General features: G+C 66.2%; 23 protein-coding genes. 8 read left to right on the top strand and 15 right to left on the bottom strand.

Annotated elements, in window-relative coordinates; translation table 11 throughout:
• Positions 1 to 12: 12 nt before the first annotated feature.
• Positions 13 to 2,250, bottom strand: a complete 2,238-nt coding sequence (locus tag AC5Y4D_RS02285; protein WP_500036240.1) for a heavy metal translocating P-type ATPase — start codon at positions 2,248 to 2,250, stop codon at positions 13 to 15.
• A 106-nt stretch (positions 2,251 to 2,356) separates the two neighbouring features.
• Here AC5Y4D_RS02285 and sigC point away from each other — a divergent pair, with 106 nt between their 5' ends.
• Positions 2,357 to 2,923 (top strand): RNA polymerase sigma factor SigC, encoded by a 567-nt coding sequence (sigC, locus tag AC5Y4D_RS02280; RefSeq protein WP_500036239.1) that lies wholly within the window; start codon positions 2,357 to 2,359, stop codon positions 2,921 to 2,923.
• A gap of 1 nt (position 2,924) precedes the next feature.
• Here sigC and AC5Y4D_RS02275 read toward each other — a convergent pair whose 3' ends face one another.
• The 5 genes from AC5Y4D_RS02275 to AC5Y4D_RS02255 all read right to left on the bottom strand — a co-directional run bounded on the left by AC5Y4D_RS02275 (position 2,925) and on the right by AC5Y4D_RS02255 (position 6,866).
• Positions 2,925 to 3,731 (bottom strand): SDR family NAD(P)-dependent oxidoreductase, encoded by an 807-nt coding sequence (locus AC5Y4D_RS02275; RefSeq protein WP_499943830.1) that lies wholly within the window; start codon positions 3,729 to 3,731, stop codon positions 2,925 to 2,927.
• A 335-nt stretch (positions 3,732 to 4,066) separates the two neighbouring features.
• Entirely contained in the window at positions 4,067 to 4,534 is a 468-nt protein-coding gene (locus AC5Y4D_RS02270; RefSeq protein WP_499943829.1) for a winged helix-turn-helix transcriptional regulator, read from the bottom strand.
• A gap of 24 nt (positions 4,535 to 4,558) precedes the next feature.
• Positions 4,559 to 5,071, bottom strand: a complete 513-nt coding sequence (locus AC5Y4D_RS02265) for a PaaI family thioesterase (RefSeq protein ID WP_500036238.1) — start codon at positions 5,069 to 5,071, stop codon at positions 4,559 to 4,561.
• Positions 5,072 to 5,120: 49 nt separating this feature from the next.
• Entirely contained in the window at positions 5,121 to 5,897 is a 777-nt protein-coding gene (locus AC5Y4D_RS02260; protein ID WP_499991422.1) for a DUF2127 domain-containing protein, read from the bottom strand.
• A gap of 108 nt (positions 5,898 to 6,005) precedes the next feature.
• On the bottom strand, positions 6,006 to 6,866 hold the full coding sequence (locus AC5Y4D_RS02255) for a helix-turn-helix domain-containing protein (protein WP_500036294.1): 861 nt from the start codon (positions 6,864 to 6,866) through the stop codon (positions 6,006 to 6,008).
• A gap of 93 nt (positions 6,867 to 6,959) precedes the next feature.
• On the opposite strand from AC5Y4D_RS02255, the gene AC5Y4D_RS02250 reads away from it, so the two are divergent.
• Positions 6,960 to 7,778 (top strand): SDR family NAD(P)-dependent oxidoreductase, encoded by an 819-nt coding sequence (locus tag AC5Y4D_RS02250; protein ID WP_500036237.1) that lies wholly within the window; start codon positions 6,960 to 6,962, stop codon positions 7,776 to 7,778.
• Here AC5Y4D_RS02250 and AC5Y4D_RS02245 read toward each other — a convergent pair.
• Positions 7,767 to 8,375, bottom strand: a complete 609-nt coding sequence (locus tag AC5Y4D_RS02245) for a class I SAM-dependent methyltransferase (protein ID WP_500036236.1) — start codon at positions 8,373 to 8,375, stop codon at positions 7,767 to 7,769. The genes AC5Y4D_RS02250 and AC5Y4D_RS02245 overlap by 12 nt on opposite strands.
• A gap of 63 nt (positions 8,376 to 8,438) precedes the next feature.
• Between AC5Y4D_RS02245 and AC5Y4D_RS02240 the strand changes: the two genes are divergently transcribed.
• Positions 8,439 to 9,260: an SDR family oxidoreductase gene (locus AC5Y4D_RS02240; RefSeq protein ID WP_500036235.1), complete on the top strand. Its 822-nt coding sequence runs from the start codon at positions 8,439 to 8,441 to the stop codon at positions 9,258 to 9,260.
• Between the two features lie 4 nt (positions 9,261 to 9,264).
• Here the strand turns inward: AC5Y4D_RS02240 and AC5Y4D_RS02235 are convergent, their stop codons facing one another.
• Together AC5Y4D_RS02235 and AC5Y4D_RS02230 are read right to left on the bottom strand one after the other, a co-directional pair.
• Complete coding sequence (locus AC5Y4D_RS02235; protein ID WP_500036234.1) at positions 9,265 to 11,010, bottom strand: SulP family inorganic anion transporter; 1,746 nt, start codon at positions 11,008 to 11,010, stop codon at positions 9,265 to 9,267.
• Positions 11,007 to 12,074 carry a sulfate ABC transporter substrate-binding protein gene (locus tag AC5Y4D_RS02230; protein WP_500036233.1) on the bottom strand — a complete coding sequence of 356 codons (1,068 nt, stop codon included), beginning with the start codon at positions 12,072 to 12,074 and terminating at the stop codon, positions 11,007 to 11,009. The genes AC5Y4D_RS02235 and AC5Y4D_RS02230 overlap by 4 nt, the downstream gene beginning before the upstream one ends.
• A 141-nt stretch (positions 12,075 to 12,215) precedes the next feature.
• Between AC5Y4D_RS02230 and AC5Y4D_RS02225 the strand changes: the two genes are divergently transcribed.
• Positions 12,216 to 12,698 (top strand): hypothetical protein, encoded by a 483-nt coding sequence (locus AC5Y4D_RS02225; RefSeq protein WP_500036232.1) that lies wholly within the window; start codon positions 12,216 to 12,218, stop codon positions 12,696 to 12,698.
• Between the two features lie 24 nt (positions 12,699 to 12,722).
• Here the strand turns inward: AC5Y4D_RS02225 and AC5Y4D_RS02220 are convergent, their stop codons facing one another.
• The 4 genes from AC5Y4D_RS02220 to AC5Y4D_RS02205 all read right to left on the bottom strand — a co-directional run bounded on the left by AC5Y4D_RS02220 (position 12,723) and on the right by AC5Y4D_RS02205 (position 18,397).
• The gene (locus tag AC5Y4D_RS02220; RefSeq protein WP_500036231.1) at positions 12,723 to 14,267 is read right to left on the bottom strand and encodes a PE domain-containing protein; all 1,545 of its coding nucleotides are present in this window, start codon (positions 14,265 to 14,267) and stop codon (positions 12,723 to 12,725) included.
• A gap of 82 nt (positions 14,268 to 14,349) precedes the next feature.
• Complete coding sequence (locus tag AC5Y4D_RS02215) at positions 14,350 to 15,903, bottom strand: flavin-containing monooxygenase (protein ID WP_500036230.1); 1,554 nt, start codon at positions 15,901 to 15,903, stop codon at positions 14,350 to 14,352.
• Positions 15,900 to 17,693 (bottom strand): flavin-containing monooxygenase, encoded by a 1,794-nt coding sequence (locus tag AC5Y4D_RS02210; RefSeq protein WP_500036229.1) that lies wholly within the window; start codon positions 17,691 to 17,693, stop codon positions 15,900 to 15,902. Before AC5Y4D_RS02210 ends, AC5Y4D_RS02215 begins: the two co-directional genes overlap by 4 nt.
• A gap of 71 nt (positions 17,694 to 17,764) precedes the next feature.
• A complete protein-coding gene (locus AC5Y4D_RS02205) occupies positions 17,765 to 18,397 on the bottom strand; it encodes a TetR/AcrR family transcriptional regulator (RefSeq protein ID WP_500036228.1) in 633 nt (210 codons plus the stop codon).
• A 56-nt stretch (positions 18,398 to 18,453) separates the two neighbouring features.
• On the opposite strand from AC5Y4D_RS02205, the gene AC5Y4D_RS02200 reads away from it, so the two are divergent.
• Complete coding sequence (locus tag AC5Y4D_RS02200; protein ID WP_500036227.1) at positions 18,454 to 19,101, top strand: TetR/AcrR family transcriptional regulator; 648 nt, start codon at positions 18,454 to 18,456, stop codon at positions 19,099 to 19,101.
• Positions 19,102 to 19,164: 63 nt separating this feature from the next.
• Positions 19,165 to 19,881, top strand: a complete 717-nt coding sequence (locus AC5Y4D_RS02195) for a cutinase family protein (protein WP_500036226.1) — start codon at positions 19,165 to 19,167, stop codon at positions 19,879 to 19,881.
• A 21-nt stretch (positions 19,882 to 19,902) separates the two neighbouring features.
• Here AC5Y4D_RS02195 and AC5Y4D_RS02190 read toward each other — a convergent pair whose 3' ends face one another.
• Entirely contained in the window at positions 19,903 to 20,370 is a 468-nt protein-coding gene (locus tag AC5Y4D_RS02190; RefSeq protein ID WP_500036225.1) for an SRPBCC family protein, read from the bottom strand.
• Between the two features lie 213 nt (positions 20,371 to 20,583).
• Between AC5Y4D_RS02190 and AC5Y4D_RS02185 the strand changes: the two genes are divergently transcribed.
• Both AC5Y4D_RS02185 and AC5Y4D_RS02180 read left to right on the top strand, forming a co-directional pair.
• Positions 20,584 to 21,396: a polysaccharide deacetylase family protein gene (locus AC5Y4D_RS02185; RefSeq protein WP_500036293.1), complete on the top strand. Its 813-nt coding sequence runs from the start codon at positions 20,584 to 20,586 to the stop codon at positions 21,394 to 21,396.
• A gap of 156 nt (positions 21,397 to 21,552) precedes the next feature.
• Positions 21,553 to 22,113, top strand: coding sequence for a DUF3558 domain-containing protein (locus tag AC5Y4D_RS02180; RefSeq protein WP_500036224.1), 561 nt, complete (start codon positions 21,553 to 21,555; stop codon positions 22,111 to 22,113).
• A 59-nt stretch (positions 22,114 to 22,172) separates the two neighbouring features.
• Here AC5Y4D_RS02180 and AC5Y4D_RS02175 read toward each other — a convergent pair whose 3' ends face one another.
• Complete coding sequence (locus AC5Y4D_RS02175; protein ID WP_500036223.1) at positions 22,173 to 23,318, bottom strand: LLM class flavin-dependent oxidoreductase; 1,146 nt, start codon at positions 23,316 to 23,318, stop codon at positions 22,173 to 22,175.
• Positions 23,319 to 23,372 lie beyond the last annotated feature (54 nt).

Genomic DNA, 23,372 nt, shown 5'->3' with positions numbered 1-23,372 from the left:
GCGCCCTGGGCCCTAGTCCCGCACCGCGCCGAAGTTGCGCAGCCGCAAGCTGTTCGACACGACGAAGAACGACGAGAACGCCATGGCGGCGCCGGCTATCAGCGGGTTGAGCAGTCCGGCGGCGGCGATCGGAATCGCGGCGATGTTGTAGCCGAATGCCCAGATCATGTTGACCCTGATCGTGCGCATGGTGGCTGCGGCCAGGTCCAGCGCCAGCGGCACGACTTCGAGGTCGTCCCGGACCAGGATGACGTCGGCGGCGCCGATCGCGACGTCGGTGCCCCGACCCATCGCCATACCCAGGTCCGCGCAGGCCAGCGCCGGTCCGTCGTTGATGCCGTCGCCGACCATGGCGACGACGTGGCCGCGCTCACGCAGCTGCTCGATGACGTCGACCTTCCCTTCGGGCAGGATGTCGGCGATCACCTCGTCCACCCCGACGCGGGCGGCCACCGCGCCCGCGGATGCAGGGTTGTCGCCGGTCAACAGCACGGTTCGGATGCCGCGCTGGTGCAGCGCGGCGACCGCGTCGGCCGCCGAGTCCTTCACCGCGTCACCCACCGCGATGACGCCGCACGGGTGGCCGTCCACCTCGACGAATACCGCTGTCTCACCGCGTGATTCGGCGTTGCGCCGGGCCGCGAGCAGTACCGGCTCCTGGTCGGCGGCGGCGATCCAGGACGGTTTGCCGATTCGCACGGTCCGGCCGCTGACGCTGCCGCTGACCCCCCGGCCGGGTACGGCACGGAAGTCGGCGACGGGTTCGCGCTGCGCTGCGGCGGCGGCGATCGCCAGTCCCACCGCGTGCTCGGATCCGGCTTCCACCGTCGCGGCCAGTTCGAGGACCTCGTCGGCATCCCAGCCGGGCGCGACGGTCACCGCGCCGACCGTCAGGTGCCCCGTCGTCAACGTGCCGGTCTTGTCGAACACCACCGTTTCGACGGCGCGGCTGGCCTCCAACGACTGGTAACCCTTGAGGAAGATGCCGAGTTGGGCGCCACGCCCGGACGCGACCATCATCGCCGTCGGGGTGGCCAGACCCAGCGCGCAGGGGCAGGCGATGACGAGCACGGCCAGGGTGGCCGAGAAAGCCTGGTCCGGCTGCCCGCCGGCGAGCAGCCATCCCGCGGCAGTCAATGCCGCGATGACGAAGACGCACGGGACGAACACCGAGGCGATCCGGTCGGCGAGTCGCTGCGCGTCGGCCTTCTGTGCCTGCGCCTGCTCGACCAGCCGGACCATGCCGGCGAACTGGGTGTCGGCGCCCACCGCGGCGGCCTCGACGATCAGCCGTCCGTCGAGCACGATCGTGCCGCCGATCACCTGCGATCCCGGACGCGCCCGCACGGGTTTGGCTTCGCCCGTCATCGCGCTGAGGTCGACCGCGGCGGATCCCTCGACGACGAGTCCGTCGGCGGCGATCGTCTGACCGGGGCGTACCACGAAGCGCTGCTGCTCCTGCAATTCGTCCGCCGGAATGACCGCTTCGGACCCGTCGAGCTGCAGGACAGCGACATCCTTGGCACTCAGCGCCGCGAGCGCGCGCAGCGCACTTCCCGCCCTCGACTTGGCGCGGGCCTCGAAATAGCGGCCCGCCAGGACGAAGACCGTGACGCCCGCGGCCACCTCGAAGTAGATGGCGTCGCTGCCCAACAGGGCCTGCCACACGCCCCGGCGCTCGGTGGTCTGGTGCTCACCGAAAACGGTGTAGAACGACCAGATCGTGGCGGCGGTGATACCGACGGAGATCAACGTCTCCATCGACGCCCCGCCGTGCATCGCGTTGCGCAGCGCGACCCGGTGGAACGGCCACGCCGCCCAGGCCACCACCGGCAGAGCCAGCACAGTGAGCAGCCACTGCCAGCCGGTGAAGCGGGTGCCCGGCATCACGGCGAACAACACCGACAGGTGCGCCAGCGGCACGAAGAACACGGCGGCGACGGCAAACCGGGTGAACAGGTACCGCGCCCGGTCGGCATCGGGATCGGCATCCAGGTCGCCGCCTCGGCGCAGCTCGGCGTCGTAACCGGCACCACGCACCGCCGCGCACAGCTCGTCGGCCGTGACGTCCCCGCTGGCCTCGACAGTCGCGACGCGGGTGGCGAAATTGACCGAGGCCCGCACACCCGGCAGCTTGTTGAGCGTCGACTTGACCCGGTGCGCGCAGGCCATGCAGGACATCCCGGTGATATCGAGCTGCACCACCTCGGCGCGTTCGGAAGATGCGTCGGTCGTGGTCGTCGTGGTCATCGCGGTTCCTCACCTCCTGTCAAACCGTCCGATACAGATCAGTCGTCGCGACCGGCTGATTAGTTCCCGACGTATCGACCGCAGTTATGGCCTATCCTCGACATCCGTGGCGACTGGCGGCGACGATGACCAAATTACCCACCTCGCCAAATGCGCCGGTCGGGGTGACCGGGCGGCGTTGTCGCAATTCATCCAGGCCACCCAGCGCGATGTGTGGCGGATGGTGGCCTATCTCGCCGGCCCGGCCAGCGCCGACGACCTGACCCAGGAGACGTTCCTGCGGGCGATCGGTGCGCTGCCGCGTTTCGCCGGCCGGTCCACCGCCCGCACCTGGTTGCTCTCGATCGCCCGTCGCGTGGTCGTCGATCAGATCCGGCACGACACGAGCCGGCCCCGGACGGCCCATGTGGCCGACCTCGACGAAGCGCTCGCCGCCAGTCCTGCACCGGGTCCGCGTGGCAACCGGATCGAGAACATGGTGGAAGTCCGGATGTTGATCGACGGGTTGGATCCGAAGCGCCGCGAGGCCCTGGTCCTCACCCAGATCCTCGGTCTGTCCTACGACGAAGCCGCAGAAGTCGCCGGATGCCCGGTCGGCACCGTCCGCTCCCGGGTGGCGCGCGCCCGCGACGACCTGCTGCGCGCGGCCACCGAAGGCGACCGCGCCGGATAGCTCAATTGCGTTTCAGCGCAGGATGACTGCGGGTGAGCAGCGGCAGCATCCATTCGGGGGGCGCGACCCGGAACAATGCCGAGGCCGCCCGGTTGACCAGTCCCGGGACGACTACAGCCTTGCCGGCCGCCAGCCCGTCGATCCCGGCCTGCGCCACCTTGTCGGCGGGAATCCACATGACCTTGGGTAACGCCGCGTCGGCTTCTTCTTTGGAGAACCCGGCCGCCTCGCCGAATCCGGTGTCCACCGGTCCCGGACACAGCGCGGTGACGGACACCCCCGTTCCGCCCAACTCCCCACGCAGCGAGTGGGTGTAGGACAACACGAATGCCTTGGCCGCGCCGTAGGCCGCCTGACCCGGCAGCGGGCCGAACGCAGCCACGGACGCCACGTTGAGGATGGCGCCGCGCCGGCGCTCGACCATTCCGGGCAGGAACCTGCTGGTCAGGTCCACGACCGCGGCCACATCGACCTCGACCAGGTTGAGTTCCTTCGCCGGGTCGGACTTCGCGACGACGCCAGTCGTGGACAGTCCGGCGTTGTTCACCAGGATGTCCGGGGTCAGACCCAACGCGACGACGCGATCGAGCAGGCTCGCGCGGTCATTGCGGTCGGACAGATCCGCGGGCAGCGGGTGCGCCTGCGCGCCCAGCCGGCCGGCGATCTCCTCGAGGCGATCGACGCTGCGCGCCACCAACACGACCTGATAGCCGCGCTGTGCGAGTATCCGCGCGACTTGCTCGCCGATGCCCGACGATGCACCGGTGACGACGGCGGCGCCGTCCTTTCCTGCAGGTGGGAGTGCCATCAGCTGACCGTACCCGGGCCGCTGTCCAGGCCCAAAGAGGTCAGCAGCGTTCGGCGCCCGGTTGCATCAGGCGGAAGCCGCGCGTCTTGCTTCTCGATACGGCGTGCCAGGCAAGGCAGGCGCGCGCCCGGATCGGCGCGACGAAGTCGAAGCCCGGGGGGCTCAGCTTCCCGTGGTGGAGTGCTGTCATGGCGTCGGTCCTGTCGTCGGTTGGTCAAATTGCAGCCCGTCCGCTTTACACACTCCCCGCACTGCGGTTAAGAACGGGCGAAGCGGCCCTGTGGAGTCCGGCACAATCGCCACGTGCCTGCCGCTCTTGTCACAGCGGTGAACCGTCAGCGCTTCGCAATCCGTACGGCCGCATCGGTCAGCGAAACGTCGTGCCCCGCCGTACATCGAACGCGGGGGACGACGGCGGCGCCGCATCCGTCGTGGACGAGTTCCATGGCGCCGGCTTCACCCTGCAGGGACCTGCCGAATTCGATCAGGCTGATCAGCACCGGGAACAGTTCGCGGCCACGCTCGGTGAGCACGTACTCGTAGCGGGTGCGCTGCCCGGGTTCCTGGTACGGCCGCTTTTCCAGCAGTCCGGCATCGACGAGTTGCCGGAGCCGTTTGGCGGCGATCTGTTCGGTCACTCCGGCGCGGCGGGCCAGTTCGTCGAAACGCCTTCCGCCGAAGAATGTTTCACGCAGCAAGACCATGGCCGAGTGGGTGCCGATGAACTGCAGCGCATATTCCATCGGGCACCAATCGGCCACCGTCCAGCGGTCCCGGTCAGCCAGCCCACCCGACAGCTTCACGTGACTCCGATCTCGTTGCGGCGGTTAGGGATTGAGAATCAGGCAATTGCTGGTCGCGGATGCCAACAACTTGCCGGTGCCACTGGTCAGCACTGCTTCGGCCAGCGCGGTGCGCCGGCCCAGATGGGTCACCGTGCCGGTGCACCGGACCGGCCCGGTGTCGACGCTGATCGCACCGATGAACCGCACGGACAGGTCGAGGCTGGTGTAGGCGACCCCGGCCGGCAGCATGCTGTGGACTGCGCACGCGGCGGCCGAATCGAGCAAGGTGCAGTACATGCCGCCATGGACGGAGCCGATCGGGTTGTAGTGGAACTCGGCCGGCGTCATGGTGAAGACCGCCGTGCCTTTCGAAACCGATTCCAGGCGAGCGCCGATGGTGCTCATCACAGGTGGCGGCGGTATCTCGCCGGCGGCCATGGCCTGCAAGAACTCCAGACCACCGCGGCCGCGGGCGGCAGCTGCGGCGACCATCGGATCTGCCCATTCGACGGTGCGGGTTCTGGTGTCGCAGGCCATTTCGCTCACGCGCTTCATCGTCACCCCCTGACTAAACTCTAGTCAAGTCAGGGGCGTGTCGCCTCGGTCACACCTCGGCCGTCATGGCCGCCCTTTCCAGGTCGAGCAACTGCTCGCCGTGCAGTTCCTCGTCGTAGGCTCGGCGTCCGCCGCGCAGACCGAACAGTCGTTTGGAGACGAGCAGGTACACCACCGCTGCCAGGTTGATTGCCAGCGTCACCACCCGGGTCATCGTGACGCCTTTGAGCAGGTCATGGATCTCCAGCGGCAGAAACAGCGACGTGGCCACCACCGCCAGGTACTCCCCCCAGCGTTTCAGTAGCCACAAGCCGACGCCTTCAACAACCTGCAGCACCGCGTAGGCGCCGAGCATGCAGGTGATCAACGCCAGCGTGGACGGTTTCGCGGCCAGTGCCTTCTCCAGTTCTTGGACGGCGGTCATCTGGTCGACCTTGAATCCGGCTGCACGGAAGATCGGCAGGTCCCGGTCCAGGGTGGCCTGGATGGCACCGCGGGAACCGCGGAAGGTCCACACCGCCCACGCTGCGAGTGCCAACACCACCGCCCGCAGCAGGCGCTCGACAGCCAGCGCGCGGATGATGATGGCCTGCCGCAACGCCTTGCCCCTGGTTATCAGCGGCGCATCTTCGGGACGGCCGCGCCCGTGCGGCTCGCCCAGGGCGAAGTCACCGCATCGTAGGCAGCGCCACGCCTCCCCGAGTTCGGTTGTGGCACTGAGCCTTTCGGCCAATGCCTCGTCGTCGGGCGCGTAGGTGGCATGACCGGTGAGCGCGCAGGTGACCAGTTCCCACCGGTTGACCGTACGGTTCTCCTTTTTGGCCACGTGCGCTCCTTCGGAACCGATCGCGGCCGAATCGATGCCGCGGATGCGCCGATCATTCAATGCCGGAAGCAAACCACGCAAGGGGAACGCGCGTATCGGGCGCCATGCCTACTGTTGCGACACCAACTCGGCTTCCTGCACCAACCGGCTACCTATCGACCGGATCTGGCGAGCCGTGATGGCGCTGAGCGGATGGACCGCGATGATCAGTGCGACCTGCCGACGGGGACCGAACACCGGGGCGGCGATGGTGGCCACCGGTTGCAGTGCCCGGCCGTCCTCGAAAAGCGCTCCGCTGGCAGTGAATTCGACGAGCAGCTGATCAAGGATCTCGCGGACCGTAACCGGCATCTCGTCGTTGTGCAGCCTGCCCACCAACTGCGCGGCCCGCGCCAACGCGGGCGTGGTGCAGTCGACGTCGAACCCACGGTCGCGGGTGCGCGCCAGCACCAATCGCAGGCGCTGCACGCGTTCGGCATCGTTGCCTGCTCCGCGGCGGATCCAGTCGCGCTGACCCTCGGCGGTGTCCCAGGCGGCAAAGGCGACGCCGAACGGCGGCGCGTATGGGATTCGGTCGCCGGGCAGTCCCGAGGGTTCGGTGGCCCCGTCTCCCTCGAACGCGGTGATCACCAGCGAGTCCTCGAACCGCTCGACCACCGAGCCGGCGAAGCCCACCTCACGGGACACCCGCAGCGCCGCCGCGCGGGCGTGATGGGCGAGTGGCCGGGCGATGTCGGCACGGGCGGCCACCACCGCCAACGCCGGACCCAGCGTGAACGTCCTGTCCATCGGGTCGCGGCTTACCCACCCCCGGTCGCAGAGCGTCTTGAGAATGGCGTGCGCGGTCGCCTGGGTGAGATCGAGTTCGCGGACGACGTCGGAGAAACGCAATTGCCGGTCGGTCGAGCGGGCGAGCAGTTCGACCACGTCGAGTACCCGCGCGGTCGGGGCAGAAGTGGATCCGCGAATGGCTTGACTCCCTCTGACCGGTCTTCTTAGAGTTGGACCACTATTTCGAGAGTGTATCTCGTCTATTTGAGAAATTGCCGGAGCGGGGCGCACGTGACATTCGCAGCGAAGTACGGCCCGTGGGCATTGATCGCGGGGGCATCCGACGGCGTGGGCGCCGCGTTCGCCAAAGGCCTGGCCGAGCGCGGAGTCAACGTCGTGCTGCTGGCGCGCCGGCAGGCCGTGCTGGATCAGGTTGCCGCCGAGATCAATTCGACGACATCTGTTCAAACCCGCACCCTCGCAGTGGATCTCGCGCAACCACACGCGTCGAGCACCATCGTCGAGGCGGTTGGTGACCTCGACATCGGATTCCTGGTGTACTGCGCCGGTGCCGACCCCGATTTCCAGCCGTTCCTGACCAATCCACTCGCCGCCGCGGAGTCGATGGTGCAGCGCAACTGCGTGGTGCCGATGCAGTTGTGCCACCATTTCGCTGCGCAGATGGTGGCGCGGGGACGCGGTGGGATCGTCATCTTCGGCTCGGGCGCCGGATTCGCCGGGGGCCCGAACATGGTGGCCTACGGTGCATCCAAGGCTTTCGGCATGGTCTTCGCCGAAGCGTTGTGGGCTGAACTCCACGACAGAGGTGTCGATGTCCTGGGGCTGATCTTGGGCAAGACCAACACGCCCGCCTTGCGTGAACTCGAATACAGCCGCGGTCAGATCGCCTCGCCCGACGACGTCCCGCCGGGCGCGGCCAGCGTCGAGGACGTCATCGCCGAGGCGTTCGAGAACCTGACCAACGGGCCGACCTGGATCGTCGGCGACGACATGCGGGCCGCAATGCAGATGTTGGGTTCGCTCCCGCGCAATCAGGCTGTCGAACTCATCTCACAGGCCAGTGCTGCGGCGATGGGCTCAGACGGCTGACGGTTGGATCGGCGCGCGCCAGGTGATCAGGACCCGGCCGTAGCGCAGGCGCCGAATGCGGGCATCGGGCAGTACCGCGCCGAGATGGGTCCGCAGTTGCGAAAAAGTGTCGGGCGGCGGCCATTTGATGGGAGCACTGTGCTCCCACTTACCTTTGACGCGATTGACCACGGCGCATGCCAACCCACTGCTGAGATGCCACAACCCCTGTCGCAGTGACGGTTTGACGAAGGTGACGACGGTCAGGGTGCCGCCGGGCAGCACCAGTCCGGCGAACCGGGCCAGCGCCGCCCGGGTGTCCTCGATATGGTGCAGAGCCGCATTGGACACCACCGCGTCGAACCGGGACAGGTCCGCGGTCATCACGTCACCGTGCGTCCAACGAACCCGGGCATCGGCAAAGCGAGATTGGGCACGCCGCAGGACGGGCGCGTCGATGTCGATCGCGGTGACCTCGGGAAACCGCTCGGCCAAGCGGGCGGCCAGGAAACCGTCGCCGCAACCTACGTCGAGAATCTGCCGGGCATCGACGGGGACGGTGGATTCGACCAGTCCGTCGTAGTGGATATTGATATTCCACGGTTGTTCGGCCGACACCCCGTCCAACCTAGCCGCGGACATCCTATTCTTCGGTTGGGATCTGGCCCGGAAGGAGATGCAATGACCGCAACTCGAGAAGTTCTCGCCGTGATCGGCGCCGGCGGTATGGGTCTGGCCATCGCGCGGCGACTCGGTTCCGGCAAGACGGTGCTGCTGGCCGACAACAGCGAGGCGAAGCTGATCTCGGCGACCGAAGCGCTGGCGGCCGACGGCTACGAGATCGAGAACCAGCGTGTCGACGTCTCGTCAGCGGAGTCGGTGCGCGCGCTGGCCGACTTCGCCGGCTCCCTCGGGCCCGTGACTCAGGTGGCGCACACCGCCGGTCTGTCCCCGGCGCAAGCCTCGGCACAGGCCGTGATGGCCGTCGACCTGCTCGGTGTCGCCTTGGTGCTGCAGGATTTCGGTGACATCGTCGCGCCGGGCGGTGCCGGTGTCGTGATCGCGAGCATGGCCGGCCACATGTTCCCGCCGATGGACGCCGAGCGGGAAAGGGCGCTGGCGCACAACCCGCCCGGCGAACTGCTGGGCCTGGACTTCGTCAGCAGTATCACCGAATCGACAATGGCTTATCCGATCGCCAAGCAGGCCAACCTGCTTCGCGTACGCGCGGCCAGCGCGCACTGGGGCCGCCGCGGCGCCCGGATCAACTCGATCAGCCCCGGCATCATCTCCACGCCGATGTCGCAGGAAGAACTCGCCTCCCCCGTCGGGGACGGCATGCGCGCGATGATCGCGATGTCGGCGACCGGCCGGATCGGGACCCCCGACGACATCGCGGCCGCTGCGGCCTTCCTGCTCGGTCCGCAAGCGACTTTCATCACCGGTACCGATCTGCTGGTCGACGGCGGCGTGATTGCCGCCGTCAAGGCCGGGAACCCCTGAGACCTCAGACGAGGTAATAGAGCTCCGGTTGCTCGGTGTGGTCGGCCTTGGTCCTCGCGTGCGCGTAACGCACCGCGCGGAGGGTCGCCGAGAATTCCTTGTCCTCTTCGGGAAAGACGTGTTCGGCGGGAAACCACCGCGAGAAGCCGACGTTGTTCAATACCGCGAGGGTGTCCGCGCGCACCCCGGCCAGTAGCACCGTCGTCCCGTGGTTGGTCAGGTCATGGAGAAAGTGCTCGATGCGTTCGATGCAGACGACGTCGGGATGTCGTACCCGCTTGAGGCGGAGGATCACGATCTTGCCTTCGTCTTCGGCCCTGATCCGCTCCTGCAGTTCCGAGAGGTGGCGGTCCAATTCCGGTGCGGCCCCGAAGAACAATTCCCCCTCCAGGTCATAGATGACCGTCTCGGGGTCCGACGGATCTCCCGGAACACGTTCCCGGACAACACGTTCGGGAGTCACTACCAGTTCCTTGGCCCGCAGCTTCGCCGCGCGCGGCACGAACAGCAGGATCGACAGGATCACCCCCAGCAGCACCGCCTTGTCCAGATCGATCGCTATCCCGGTGAATGCCGTCACGGCGACCAGCCCGGCGTCGTACCGGGAGGCTTTCAGCGTGTAGATCAATCTCTTGAAGTCGACCAACCGCGCGGCGGTGACCAGCAGCAGCCCCGCCAGTGCCGGCTGCGGAACATAACGCAGCAGCGGCGCGAACAACAGCAGGGCCACCGCAACCGTTGCGGCCGAGACGATCCCGGAGAACCTCGTCGCCGCGCCGGACTGGTGGTTGATGGCCGACCGGGACAGCGATCCCGAGCCGGGAATGCTCTGGAAGAAACCGCCGCCGAGGTTGGCCAGGCCTTCGGCCATGATCTGCCGGTTGTAGTCGATTTTCTGTTGAGTCTGATGCGCAATGGCTTTGGCGATGGACAGGGCTTCGATGATGCCGACGAAGGCGATGGCCAGTGCGCTCACCGAGATCTCGGGCAGCCAACTGGTATGAACCTCGGGAATGTGCGGGCCGGGCAGGCTGCGCGGCACCTTCGCGGCCACCGAGACCGCGGTGTGGCCGCCCTTACCGGGAATCGACCATCCCGCCAGGTAGGCGACGAGACTGGTGATGATCAGCACGGCCAGCATGTCGACCTGCGGTAGACCGAAGCGCTGCACCAGCTTTCGCAGCACCACCGCCAGCACCACGGCGCCGGCGCTGAGCGTCAGGGCACGGTAGTTGACCGCATCGCCGTGGAACAGGGTGAGGTAGACGCGCCGCAGCACCTGCATGTGCCCGTTGCCTTTGTCCTTGACCCCCAGTGCATTACCGAGCTGACCGACGGCCAGTAACAGTGCTGCCGCGGCCATGAAACCGATGATCACCGACTCGGAGATATACCGGGTCAGGTTGCCCAGCTTGAACACCGAGATGGCGATCTGGAACGCGCCGACCAGGACACTGAGCAGGAACAGTGCTTCGAAGAGTTGATGAGTGTTCTCCGAGTCGATGAACGCCAGCGCGGTGAAGACGAGCAGCGATATGGCGCTCGTAGGCCCGTTGATCAGATGCGAGGACGAACCGAAGATCGACGCGATCGCCGTCACCACGATCGCCGAGTAGACACCGAATTTCGGATCCACGCCGGCGATCAACGCGTACGCGATCGCTTGCGGGAACGAAATGGCGGCCACGGTCAGGCCCGCGATGACGTCGCTGCGGCCCTTGACCCAGTCGTAGTTGAAGACGCGACTCATGACGCCACCGGTGGTGCCGAGATGGTGTCGTAGATTCCGTTGTCGCCGAAGAAATTTTCCCGTGCCTCCACCCAGTCCTTGGCCAGTGCGGTGATCGGGAACAGCTCGAGCTGCGGCAACTGCGGGGCGTGTTTGGCGAGGACTTCGGCCTTGAACGGACGGTAGCCGTACCTGGCCGCCAACTCCTGCCCGGCATCGGAGAACAGGTAGCCGAGGTAGGCCTTCGCGTAGGACGCGACCTTGGGATCGGTGACGTTGACGTCCACCCACGCGACGGCCGGCTCGGCTTTGATACTGACTGGCGGATAGACGATTTCGAGCTCGTCCGGACTCGCGGCGGCTTCCCGCAACGCCTCGTTCTCCCACGTCAGTTGCACATCGCCGATGCGTTGGGTGGCGAACGAGACCCCCGCACTGCGGGCGCCGTTGTCGGAGACCGCGACGTGACCCAACAGCGAACGCACGTAGCCGGCCGCCTGTTCCGGGGTGCCGCCGCGGGTGGTGACCGAGCCCCACGCGGCAAGAATGCTGAGCTGGCCGTTGCCCGACGTGCGTGGATTGGGCGTCACGATCGAGACGTCGCGGTTAATCAGGTCGGGCCAGTCGTGAATGCTCTTCGGGTTGCCCTTGCGGACCAGGAAGACGATGGTCGAGGTGTAGGGCACGGAGTTGTTGGGCAGCCGGGTCTGCCAGTTCGCCGCGATCAGGCCGCGCTTGCGCAGCGCGTCGATGTCGCTGATCAGCGCCAGCGACACCACGTCAGCCGGTTGCGAGCCATCTATGACGCTGCGCGCCTGACGGCCTGAACCGCCGTGCGACTGCTTGATTTCCAGCCTGGTTCCGGTCTGCGCCTGATACTGATCCACGAAGGCTTTGTCTACGGCGGTATAGAGCTCGCGCGTCGGGTCGTAGGAGACATTCAGGATCCGGTTGGGGTGGTCGTCGGGCAGATTCTTGATTACGAGCGCGGTTGCGGCCACGACGATGGCGACGACACCGAGCACGTTCAGCCAGGGAATGTGCAGCCGGCGCAATCGGCGAGCCTGCCGGTCGGTGTCTACCATCGGTATCTCATTTCACCTGTCGTCCAAAAGCTTTGACGATGCTAACGACCGGATGACGGTGCGGGAGTGCTGAGAATCAGGGTGAGCTTAAATATGCGCAGTTGACGCATCGTTCGGGTGCCTTATTTATGCTGAGTAAATTTGACCGGCAACGCTGGAAGGGGCTTGATGAGCCGCCGCGCGGTGATGACAACTCTGGTATGCCTGTCGACCCTGGGCGCATCGGCCATCGGCCGTCCTGCGCCTGCCCATGCGGACTTCTCCATACAGCTGCACTGGAAAGTGCCCGGCGGTGGCGGGGCGGATCGGCACGACCAACCACGGATCACGAACGTAGAAGTGACCGGCGAGACCTGCGCCACGAACCCCACGAAAGACGGTTTCGTGGTGGACCAGGGCGGAAGTCCCTTCGGCAAGTGCACCTACAACAAGACCTGGGTGCAGTACTCGGTGACGGTCACAGGAGCATCGACGAAGACGGTCCCCGTCCGCATACAGCAGGTGAGCGATGTCGGCTCGTCACCCGTTCTGTTCGACGCCCAATGCTCCCAACCGTACTGGTGCATCTTCGGGCCGGCCCAGAGTTCGCGGAACGCCGACGTGACGGTTGGCGGCGCGTACTAGTTAGTTCTGGGGCCGGTGGCCGCGTCAGCGCACGTTGTACTCGTGCAGTCTCTGGTTGGCATACTCGCTGACCGTCACGTATCCCCGACCGTCCGGATGGAACGCGATCGCCTCGCCTTGGGTCTCGTCGATGACGGGGCCTTCCACTGGCTGCTGACTGAACGGCGACCACGAGCTGGTGCCGGGAGCGCGGTTCCACAGCAGCACGTCGTCATAGGTCCGCACGGCCAACTGCGAACCGTCGGCGGAGAAGTCGGCGCTGGTGACGAGTTGCTCGTTGGCGTCCGAAAGATCAAGGGTGGCAACCTGTGTCAGCGTTCTGCTGGCACTGCTGCTGCCCGCGTTGCTCCACCCACTATCCGGCGTCGAATAGACACGGGCGACATCGGCGTCGGTTTTCTCGATGAGCATCAGATTGTGGTTGACCGGGTCGACGGCCAACGCCTCCGAGTTCAGTCGCGCACCGTCTGGGTAGACCAGCCGGACCTGCTCCACTCCAGTGAGTCGGCCGGTGGTCGGATTGGCGGCGGTGCCGGTGACGATCGGCTCGGGTACTCGATAAACGGTTATGCTGCTGCGGGATTGGCCGTTGTCGCCGATATCACCGACATAAATGTAGGACTTGCCGTCCGGTCCTCTGGCGACCTCGATATCCTCCCAGTCGTTGGCTGTCGCGCCACTGAGCTCATAGGTCGCCAACGTCTGCCCCGTCTCGGCGTCGATCGCGAAGATGCGCGCCGAGTCGCCCGAATCGTTGTGCACCCAATACACATCCGGGTTGTTGATCCCCGCGTCGATGCCGGAGATTTCGGTGAGGTTGCCGTCGGTGACGGTCCCGCCGTTGGAAGCGACGACGTCGCCGTCGCGGGCCGCGTCGACGACATTCGGCGGCGACGGGTCGGTCGGCCCGCCGGGGTCGGTCGGCCCGCCGGGGTCGGTCGGCCCGCCGGGGTTGGCGGTCCTGACGCCCATGGCGCCGTCGACCCCGTCATTGCCGAGCAACCATCCGCCGGCGCCGCCGCGACCTCCCGGCGCCCCAGCCTCGCCACCGATGCCCGGGCCGCCCCGCCCGCCGACGCCGCCGTTTCCTATCAGTCCGGCATCACCACCCCTGCCCCCGGCCCTGCCCGGCGCACCGGATCCGCCGTCACCGCCGTCGCCGTACAACAATCCGCCCGGGCCACCGTCCTGCCCGGTGCCTGCCACCCCGTCCACACCATTTCCGATCAACGGGCGTCCGAGCAGGGTCTGGGTAGGCGCATTGATCAGGTCCAGCAACGGGTTGGCGTTGGCCGCCTCCGCGGAGGAGTAGGCCGCGGACCCCGAGCCCAGCAGCTGCACGAACCGCTGGTGGAATTCCGCTATCTGCGCGCTCAACGCTTGATAGTCGCGGGCGTTGCCGGCGAACAGCGCAGCGACGGCGGCCGACACTTCATCTGCTGCGGCGGCCGTTATACCGGTCGTCGGCAGCGCGGCGGCGGCATTGGCCGCCCCCACCGCGGAACCGATCGCGGACAACTCGGTCACCGCGGACGACAACATTTCCGGGGCCGCTAGCAGGTACGACATCGCTATTCCTCCGGGCAGTAGAACTAATCAATCGATTGATCATATGCACAGTACGGCCCAGCCGAGGGCTTTCTCCGGAAAATCAATCAATTGATAGCTTAAGCGGGCCCGCGGGGTGGTCCGTGCGGCAATTCGGAACCCCGGTCCGGTGCACCCAGTCGCGCGGTCGCACCCGCCACGTGCGGCGCGCGTAGTCCAGTTCGGTATAGGGCCACTGGGTCACAATGCGTCCGGACGGCGAACGGAAGTAGCTGTCGCACTGCGTCCAGATGGTGCGGTCCAGGTCCGCCGACAACCGATCGTTGAAACGCTCTTCGGCCTCCGGCCGAACGTCGATATAGCCACCGCGACGGGCCAGCCGAGACACGGCGCTGGCCACCAACCGCGCTCCGGCTTCGAGGATGTAGACGATCGAGTTTCCGCCCTGATTGGTGTTGGGACCGTAGAGCATGAAGAAGTTCGGGAACCCCGCGACGGCGGTACCGAGATACGCGCTGGGGTCGGCGCCCCACCGTTCGTGCAGCCGCCGGCCCTCGGCACCGACCACCTCGATACCCGAAAGATATTGCGACGTCTCGAATCCGGTGGCCAGAACGATCGCGTCGACCTCCACCACCCTGCCGTCGGCGGTGACGATCGACTTCCGGGTCACCCGCTCGACCGGTTCGGTCACCAACTCGACGTCGTCTCGCTGCAGCGCCCGGTAGAAGTCGTCTCCGAGCAGCACACGTTTGCACCGGAAGGGATACGACGGCGTCAGGGATCGGCGCAGTTCCGCGTCGGTCACGGTGCGCTCCAGAAACGACGTCGCGAACCGCGACCTGCCCGCCACGACCGGATCGTCGACCATGGTCGCGGTGTTGTCGTGCTGGAACTTCCAGATCTGCCATCGGACCCGACGGGCGGCCAGTGGATTGCGCCGGAAGCGCGCCAATTCGTCTGCGGTGTAAGGCCGGTCCTCTTTGGGCACCATCCAGGGCGGGGTCCGTTGAAACACCGTGAGACCTGCGGTGATCTTGGCCAGTTCGGGAACGACCTGCACGCCACTGGCCCCAGTTCCGATCACCGCCACTTTCTTGCCGGCCAGGTCGACGCCATGATCCCACTGGGCGGTGTGCATCACGGTTCCCCCGAAATCCCCGAGGCCCGCGATCGCCGGAAGTTTGAGCGCACCGAACAGCCCTACGGCGCAGACGACGACGTCGACGGACAGGGTCTGGTCGCAATCGTCGAGGTGCAGGTCCCATCGCCAGGTGTCGGGGTTCCATCGCGCGGAGCGCACCGAGGTTTTCAGCATCAGATGGCGACGCAGATCGAACTCGTCGGTCACCGACTCCAGATAGGCCAGGATCTCCGGTTGCCGGGCATAGGTGCGACTCCAGTTCTTGTTGGGCGCGAACGAAAATGAGTAGAGGTGACTCTGGATGTCGCAGGCGGCACCCGGATAGGTGTTGCGCCGCCAGGTGCCGCCGACTCCGTCGGCCCCGTCGATGATCACCAGGTCATCGATGCCCCGGCGCCGAAGCGCGACCGCGGTGCCCAGGCCGCCGAACCCGGCGCCGATGATCGCCACCTTGGGCGGGTGCCGACGCCGGGTCGCGGCGCGCAGTCGGCCCACGGCATACCGCGACCTCATGAACGATCCCGGCGCAGTTCGAAACCCGCGAGATCCCCGTCAGTACGCCAAGCCGCAAGGGTGTCGGCGTACTCGGTGGGTCCACCGAAGAAGAAGCTGCCCTGCCGGGTCTTGGCGTCCGCTCTGCCCTCTCGGTTGTAGTACCCGGGCGTGCAGGTCCTGGAGCGTTCCGCGGTAGCCTCCGAGCGCGTCACCACGGTCTGGACCCACTCGGCTTCCGCGGCAAGCGACGCCTCGACTTCGCCTACACCCCGTTGCAGGGCCCAGGCGATGATCCACGCGGCGTGCGTCGCCTGCACGTCGAGCAGATAGGGAAAGTTCACGGTCAACCCTGCCTGGGCAATGCTTTCGATGAAGCAGTTCGGAAAACCGTTGGTGCACAGGCCTTGGAAGGTGCGCACGCCGTCACGCCACCGCTGGGTCAGCGTCACCCCGTCGCGGCCGACCAGTTCGAATCCCGTCCGGCGGCAGTAGTCGGTGCCCACCTCGAAACCCGTTGCAAAGATCAAACAATCGAGCTCGTAGGTCGTCCCGTCGACAACTACGCCCGTCTCGCTGATTGCCTGCACGCCCATGCCTCGGGTGTCGACCAACGCCACGTTGTCCAGGTTGAACGCCTGCAGATAGTCGTCGTGAAAGCAGGGCCGTTTGCAGAAGTAGCCGTACCAGGGCTTGAGCGCTTCGGCCGTCGCTGGATCGGTCACGATGCCAGCCACCCGCGCCCGGATCTCCTCCATCTTGGCGAAGTCCGCCATTTCGATGTCACGGGTGCGTTGCTCGGGGCTTACCGTCCCGTCGCTGTCGTGGCGCATGACCGGAAGTTTGCGGGTGATGCTGGTCCAGGCGTCGGCAACCAGGTCCCGCTCCGCCTGTCCGCCGGCGGTGAGGACCTGAAAGTTCTCGATACGTTCACGCTGCCACCCCGGCTGTAATGCGTTGGCCCACTGCGGATCTGTGGGTCCGTTGGCACGCACGTCCACCGAAGAAGGGGTGCGCTGGAAAACGAACAGCTGCTGAGCCGCCGCGGCCAGGTGCGGCACACATTGCACAGCGGTCGCTCCGGTACCGATGATGCCGACCCGCTTGTCGGCCAGATTCTCGAGGTTCTCGCCGGTGTAACCGTAGTCCCACCGGCTGGCATGGAACATGCGGCCACCGAACGCGGAAATCCCCGCAATGCCAGGCAGTTTGGGCTTGTCCTGATACCCGTTGGCCATGCAGACGAACTTCGCGCGCATCTCGTCACCGCGGTCGGTCATGACGACCCATCGGGAAGTCTCGGTCTCCCAACGGATTTCCCGAACATCGGTCTGCAAGCACGCGTTGCGGTACAGATCGTAGTGCCGGGCTATACGTTGGCAGTGCGCAAAGATCTCCGCCCCGCCGGCGTACTTGTGTTCGGGGATATAGCCGAGTTCCTCCAACAGCGGGATGTACACGTAGGACTCGACGTCGCAGGCGATCCCCGGATAGCGATTCCAGTACCAGGTGCCGCCGACGTCGGCTGCCCGGTCGATCAGCCGGATGCTTTGCACGCCCAGCTCACGGAGTCGCACCGCGGTCAGCAGGCCACCGAAGCCCGCACCGACGATCGCCACGTCGACATCGTCGCTGAGCGGTTCGCGGGCAAAGGTCTGGTCGGCCCACGGGTCCTGCCCGAAACGCGCGAATTCACCGGCGATTTCGACGTATTGCGCGATGCCGTCAGGTCGCAGCCGCTTGGCGCGCTCCTGGGCATACTTCTGGCGCAGCGCGTCGACATCGAATGCGCAGCCGACAGTCTCGGTCAATGTCTCGGTCCCACTCGTCGTGCGCCGACTCTATAATCAATCACTTGATCGCATCAAGGGTCCCCCGACGACTATGCGGTTCCCAACAGCGCCCCGGTCACCAACACCTTCGACGCGCCGAGTGCCTCCTGGAACTCTGCGGGCTGCAGGGTCGCCGCCAGTTCGGTCAGTCCGTAGATCAAGGCGTAGACCGCCTCCAAGACGGCCTGCGAGTCGGGATCCGAACCGAGTTCGCCGTCTCGCCGTGCGTCCTCGACGATGTCGGCCAGGAGTTCGCGCACCGATTCGAAACGGGGATGCCCGTCGTCGGGCGTGACGTCGCGTTCGCCGTAGGTGCCGAGGTTCTCGGCCTGGATCGCCCACTCGAACGCGGCAAGGTCGGGGTACTCGCGGAGGAGTTGACCACATTCGTCGAGCACTGCTGCGATGCGTTCGACGATGCCGATCGGTCCGTCGGCGGCCTCCCGCAACCGTGGCATCGCGGTGTCGGATCTCGTCGCGATGGTGGCCTTGATCAACTCGGACTTGGTCGGGAAGTAGTTGTACAGGCTGGCGCTCGTCACATTCGCCATCCGGGCGATTTCGCGGATCGTCGCTCGCGCGTAGCCCACCTCGGCGACGCACTTCATCGTCGCCAGTATGATCCGCTGCCGCGTCTGCGCACCGGTCGCGCCGACGGGACGTCCCAACTGTGGGCGAGTCACGCGGTCGAATATATTCGATCGATCAATTGATTCCGGTCCGCGCGGAGGTACCCGGCATGACCGTCGGCTCGTCGCAGCTCGGGCGGCCGGTTGGAGCGGTTGGTACGCAAACTCGCCTCAGAATCATCGACGCGACCATTCGATGTGTCGCCGAGGTGGGTTATTCGCAAGCCTCGATCCGCGAGATCGCGCGGGCTGCCGAGATGACCAGCGGCAGCCTGTATCACTATTTCCCCAACAAGGGCGAGCTGCTCAGAGCCACCGCCGAGGAGATCGAGCAGATCGTCTTGCCACGGTTACGCGCGGCCGCCGCCGGATCCGACGATGTCGTCGAGCGACTCGAGGCGGTGCTCGACGAGTCCAAGCAGTTGATGCGCGACTATCCGTCATTGGCCGGGTTCCTGCGCGCCACGCGCGCGGGGGGCCTGGTGGAGTCGCGCCGCGAAGCACCGCCATACCCGGGATCCAGAGCGCTGCGCGACGTCGTCACCGAGATCGTCGAGGACGCCCGAAACCAGGGTGCGCTGCCTTCGGGCACCAGTGTGACCGCGGCTGCGGAAGCCATCTGCGCGATCACCCGCGGTTTGTCGGAGCAAGCGGCCAGACTGGCGCCGCAGCAGTACGACGCCACCCTGGACGCGGTGAAGCGCCTGCTCAGGGGGAGTTTGTTCGCTTCCTCAGCTGACAGGCCTGACGAGTCTTAGAAAATTCTCGGCGTGGCTGGACCGCACTGGTTTGGGACGTGTTCAGGCGGGCAAGATAGATGCATGATTTTGCGCATTCTTGGGTCCGCGGCAACTGTTGCCGCAGGGGTGAGTTCTGCTGTGATGACGTCCTCCATGCCGGCTGCGTCCGCCGAGCCATGTCCCGACGTGGAAGTGGTGTACGCCAGGGGTACCGGCGAGGAAGGGCTGGGGGCGACGGGTGACGCGTTCGTCGACGCGCTGCGGCCGCGTATCGGCGCGCAATCGTTGAACGTGTACTCGGTCAACTACCCGGCCAGCGAGGAGTGGGCAACCGGCATCGACGGCATCAGGGACGCCGGCGCCCACGTGAATTCGATGGCCGGGGCCTGCCCGAAGACCAAAATGGTGCTCTCGGGCTTCTCCCAGGGCGCGGCAGTCATGGGCTTCGTCACGTCGGCCCGGGTGCCCGACGGAGTAGACCCGGCCACCGTTCCCAAACCGCTGGATCCTGCCGTGGCCGAGCACGTCTCCGCGGTGGTGCTGTTCGGCACACCGAACACGCGGGCCATGGAGTTCCTGGGTCAGCCGCAGGTTGCGATCGGCCCGCTCTACCAGGCGAAAACCCTGAAGATCTGCGCCACCGACGACCCGGTGTGCTCGGAGGGAATGAACTTCGCCGCGCACAACTCCTACGCCAATGACGCGGCGGCGATCGATCAGGGTGCGGCCTTCGCGGCCAGCCGGGTGGGGGCGGCGGGACCGGCTCCCGTGCCCGCTCCGCCGGGCTTCGGGGAATGAACTTTCGACAGCACCGCGGAACTAGGCGTACCGGTCGCGCAATCTGGTGAGCGTGGCCTCGATGCCGCTCGCGTTGTTCTTGGCGAAGCCCAGCCGCTCGTAGTACTTCAGCGTGTTCTTGACGGTTCCGGCGTCGTGATAGTCGAAGGTCTCGGTGACCAGGGTGAGCGTCGGCGAAAGCGCCTCGAATTCCCAGCGCCACCGGTGACCCAGCGGATGGCGCCATTCGACCACCTTGTCCGGTTGTAGGACGGTCACGGTGCTAGTGATGCGGTAGGGCAACCCCAGCATTTTCATGTTGGTCGAGAATTTGGAACCCTCGACCAGATTTGCAGGCGCCTTGACGTTGTCGCGAACGGTGCCCGATCCGTCGAGTTCGCTGTGGCGCCGGGGATCGGCGGCCATCTCGAAGAGTTCGGCAGCCGGGGCGGCCACCTCGACCGACCGACTGACTCGCCGGGGTCCTGCGTCGACAACGGTGACGGTCATCGGGTGTCCTTCCTGCTACGACGGCCCTCGGCCGCGAGGGCGTTTTCCAGCGTAGGCGTCGGCCGTGTGATTGCTACAACAGTCGGATCACCACCGGCGTTCCTCGCGGATTGGCCGCGCGGGTCGTGGTACGGTTCGCTGCTGTGGTGTCGTCGCTGGTCAACGTAGGTAGCAGCCCCCTTTCGGGCGCGCCCGGATCCCGCGATGTCTGAGCTGAACCGCCGCCGTTTCCTGGGGTCCCTGGCCGCCTCCACCATCGCCAGCGTGGGCCTGGCCCGGTGCATGGTCGATCCGCAGCCGCGGACGTTCGCCCAGACGCCGGCGGCCGCCGAGGTCGTGCCGCCTGCCGGTCCGACCCTCGCGGGCCTGCTGCCGCCGCCCCTTCCGAGCGCCCGCGTCCAACTGCCCGGCGGTGGCGTGCTCAGCCAACTCCCCGGCAACGGTGACCTGCTCGCGCTGACGGTTGACGACGGCACCAACTCCGAGGTCGTGCGCGCCTACACCCAGTTCGCCAAGGACACCGGCATCCGGCTGACGTTCTTCGTCAACGGGATCTACGACTCGTGGACCGAGAATCTGGCCTTGCTGCGACCGCTGGTCGAATCCGGCCAGATCGAGCTGGGCAACCACACCTGGTCGCATCCCGACTGCACCACGATCTCCAAAGGCGAGATCGCCAAGCAGCTCTCCCGCAACGACGACTTCCTCAAGAAGACGTACGGCGTAGGCGCCAAACCGTACTGGCGGCCCCCGTACGCCAAGCACAACGCCGTCGTCGACGCGGTGGCCGCCGACCTCGGATACAACGTGCCGGTTTTGTGGTCGGGTTCGCTGTCGGATTCGACGCTGATCACCGAGGAATACATCGTGAAGATGGCCGACCAGTACTTCACTCCCCAGTCGATCGTGATCGGACACCTCAACCACCTGCCGGTCACCCACGTCTACCCGCAGTTGGTCGCCATCATCCGGGAACGCAAACTGCGCACCGTCACCTTCAACGACGTCTTTCTCAAGACGCCGTAGCCGTCCTTTCGCAGACCGCTGCGCTCCAACGCGCGTCGTTCGACTCCTCAAGGATCGCGAGCGTGCGCAGAATGCCGCCCGCACCGACACGTCCCTGTACATCTGCGCACCCTCACGCCGGCGTCCTTGTGCTGTGTTGTCAGCGAAGATGGACGGGTGCCCGTTGCGCAGCGAAAGCCCCGGTATCGGGTGAGCGCATGGGCAACTCTGCTGGTCTTGGTACCTCTGGTGGCCGCGTGCTCCAGCGCTTCCCCTCAGCCCGCAGATCAGACCTCGACCGCGCGCCCCACGAAGCCGGTCGCGCACGGCCCGTCGTTCCCGGAGTGCGGCGGCGTGAGCGACCAGACCATCGCAGAACTGACCAACACCGCCGGGCTGGTCGTCACCGCCCGCAACCCGATGGGTTGCCAGTGGCTGGTGCGCGGCAGCATCGACGGACCGTGGTTCTCCTTCAGCTGGTTTCGCGGCAGTCCCATAGGCCGTGAGCGCAAGAACGAGGACCTCACCCGCTCCACCGTCAGCGACATCACCGTCGACGGGCACAGCGGTTATATCGCGATGGCCAGCGACCGGATCGGCACCCGGTTGTGCGACGTCGCCATCCAATTCGGTGACGACTTCTTCGAGTGGTCGGTCCAGTTCGTCAAGAAGCCGTTTCCCAATCCGTGCGACATCGCCACCGAGCTGTCCCGCCGAACGATCGCGGCGGTGAAGTGACTCTTACGGACTCGCACTCGCACTTCTGCTGCAAAATTTCAGCCTCGGCGACCGCGCCATCACAACTTCCTGACCCCTCGGACGATGGCGTTGAACGGCACTACCGATGCCAACCCTTTGCGCAGACTCCGCTGCAAAAAGCTGACGTTGATCAACACCATGTACCGGACACCGCAGTCCCGCCAGTGCGCGACCTGATCGATCACCTCATTGGGTGTTCCGTTGAGCAGGACCTCTCGCACCACAGCCGGTGGGACACCCGCGACGTGAGACAACGCGGTTTCCTCGTCCATATGGTGCGGAAGGAAATCCTGCGCACCGCTGAAACCTGCACCGAGGGGGTGCTGGGCACCATGGCGGGCAAAAACTGCGTCAGAGCTGTTGAGCCCAAACGCCCGAACCAATTCTGAGCCGAACGCTTCGTCGACGTCATCGCGGGTGCGGCCGGTGATGACGAACATTTGCATGGCCGGAAGGATGGCCATCGGGTCGCGGCCGGCGTCGGACGCCGCTGACCGCACGAGGTCCAGGCGCTGTGAGTACTCCTCCGGAGGGTGCCAGAAGCTGGGAAAGTAGGCGTCTGCATACCGGCCGGTGGCACGCAGCATGCGCGGGCCGTGGGCGCCGATCCAAATCTGCGGCCACTCCCCCCGATACGGCGGCAAATCGAAAATGGCGTTACGGAGCGGAAAGTAGGGAGAGTCCCGGTTGACGAGTTCGCCGCCGGAATCCCACAAAGCGCGGATGGTGGCCATCGCTTCTTCGAACCGCGCCACCGGTGTGGACCAGTCCACGCCGTAGGGTTCGTTGCCTTCTCGCTCGCCGGGACCGATACCCAAGATCGCCCTGCCGCGAGTGAGCAGGTGCAGCGTGGCAGCGGCCTGTGCAGTCACGGCCGGGTTGCGCCGCCCTGTGTCTGTTACAGCCACACCGAGACGCAGACGCCCGATCCGGTTGCGCGCGGCGAGATGCCCGAGCATAGTCCACGGCTCCATGGCGGCATCGATTTTCGGTATGAGTTTTGTTGCACCACAATACTTCTGCTGCCACAACGCGCGGGGGAACAGTTGATTGAGGTGATCAGGCACCCAGAATGAGTCGACGCGATTGGCGACCGCACCGAGATAGTTGCCTCGGTTGAACATCTCCGCCGTCGGACGGGCGGCCACGATCCCGTCGCCGACACCTACACGAAACCCCGTCATGCGCTGTCCTTTCTCGCGCCCGAGCGTTCAGTATCAGACAGGCGAATGCGATTG

It is taken from the genome of Mycobacterium sp. NGS67, assembly GCF_059812185.1.
Note: the sequence above shows the minus strand (reverse complement) of the source record. Positions and strands in the feature narration are given on the sequence as shown.

Bases quoted from the DNA above. Each gene is read 5' to 3' on its own strand.
- AC5Y4D_RS02285 (WP_500036240.1), bottom strand. From the start codon at position 2,250: ATGACCACGACGACCACGACCGACGCATCTTCCGAACGCGCCGAGGTG.
- AC5Y4D_RS02275 (WP_499943830.1), bottom strand. From the start codon at position 3,731: ATGGCACTCCCACCTGCAGGAAAGGACGGCGCCGCCGTCGTCACCGGT.
- AC5Y4D_RS02265 (WP_500036238.1), bottom strand. From the start codon at position 5,071: ATGAAGCGCGTGAGCGAAATGGCCTGCGACACCAGAACCCGCACCGTC.
- AC5Y4D_RS02240 (WP_500036235.1), top strand. From the start codon at position 8,439: ATGACCGCAACTCGAGAAGTTCTCGCCGTGATCGGCGCCGGCGGTATG.
- AC5Y4D_RS02235 (WP_500036234.1), bottom strand. From the start codon at position 11,010: ATGAGTCGCGTCTTCAACTACGACTGGGTCAAGGGCCGCAGCGACGTC.
- AC5Y4D_RS02230 (WP_500036233.1), bottom strand. From the start codon at position 12,074: ATGGTAGACACCGACCGGCAGGCTCGCCGATTGCGCCGGCTGCACATT.
- AC5Y4D_RS02220 (WP_500036231.1), bottom strand. From the start codon at position 14,267: ATGTCGTACCTGCTAGCGGCCCCGGAAATGTTGTCGTCCGCGGTGACC.
- AC5Y4D_RS02215 (WP_500036230.1), bottom strand. From the start codon at position 15,903: ATGAGGTCGCGGTATGCCGTGGGCCGACTGCGCGCCGCGACCCGGCGT.
- AC5Y4D_RS02200 (WP_500036227.1), top strand. From the start codon at position 18,454: ATGACCGTCGGCTCGTCGCAGCTCGGGCGGCCGGTTGGAGCGGTTGGT.
- AC5Y4D_RS02195 (WP_500036226.1), top strand. From the start codon at position 19,165: ATGATTTTGCGCATTCTTGGGTCCGCGGCAACTGTTGCCGCAGGGGTG.
- AC5Y4D_RS02190 (WP_500036225.1), bottom strand. From the start codon at position 20,370: ATGACCGTCACCGTTGTCGACGCAGGACCCCGGCGAGTCAGTCGGTCG.
- AC5Y4D_RS02175 (WP_500036223.1), bottom strand. From the start codon at position 23,318: ATGACGGGGTTTCGTGTAGGTGTCGGCGACGGGATCGTGGCCGCCCGT.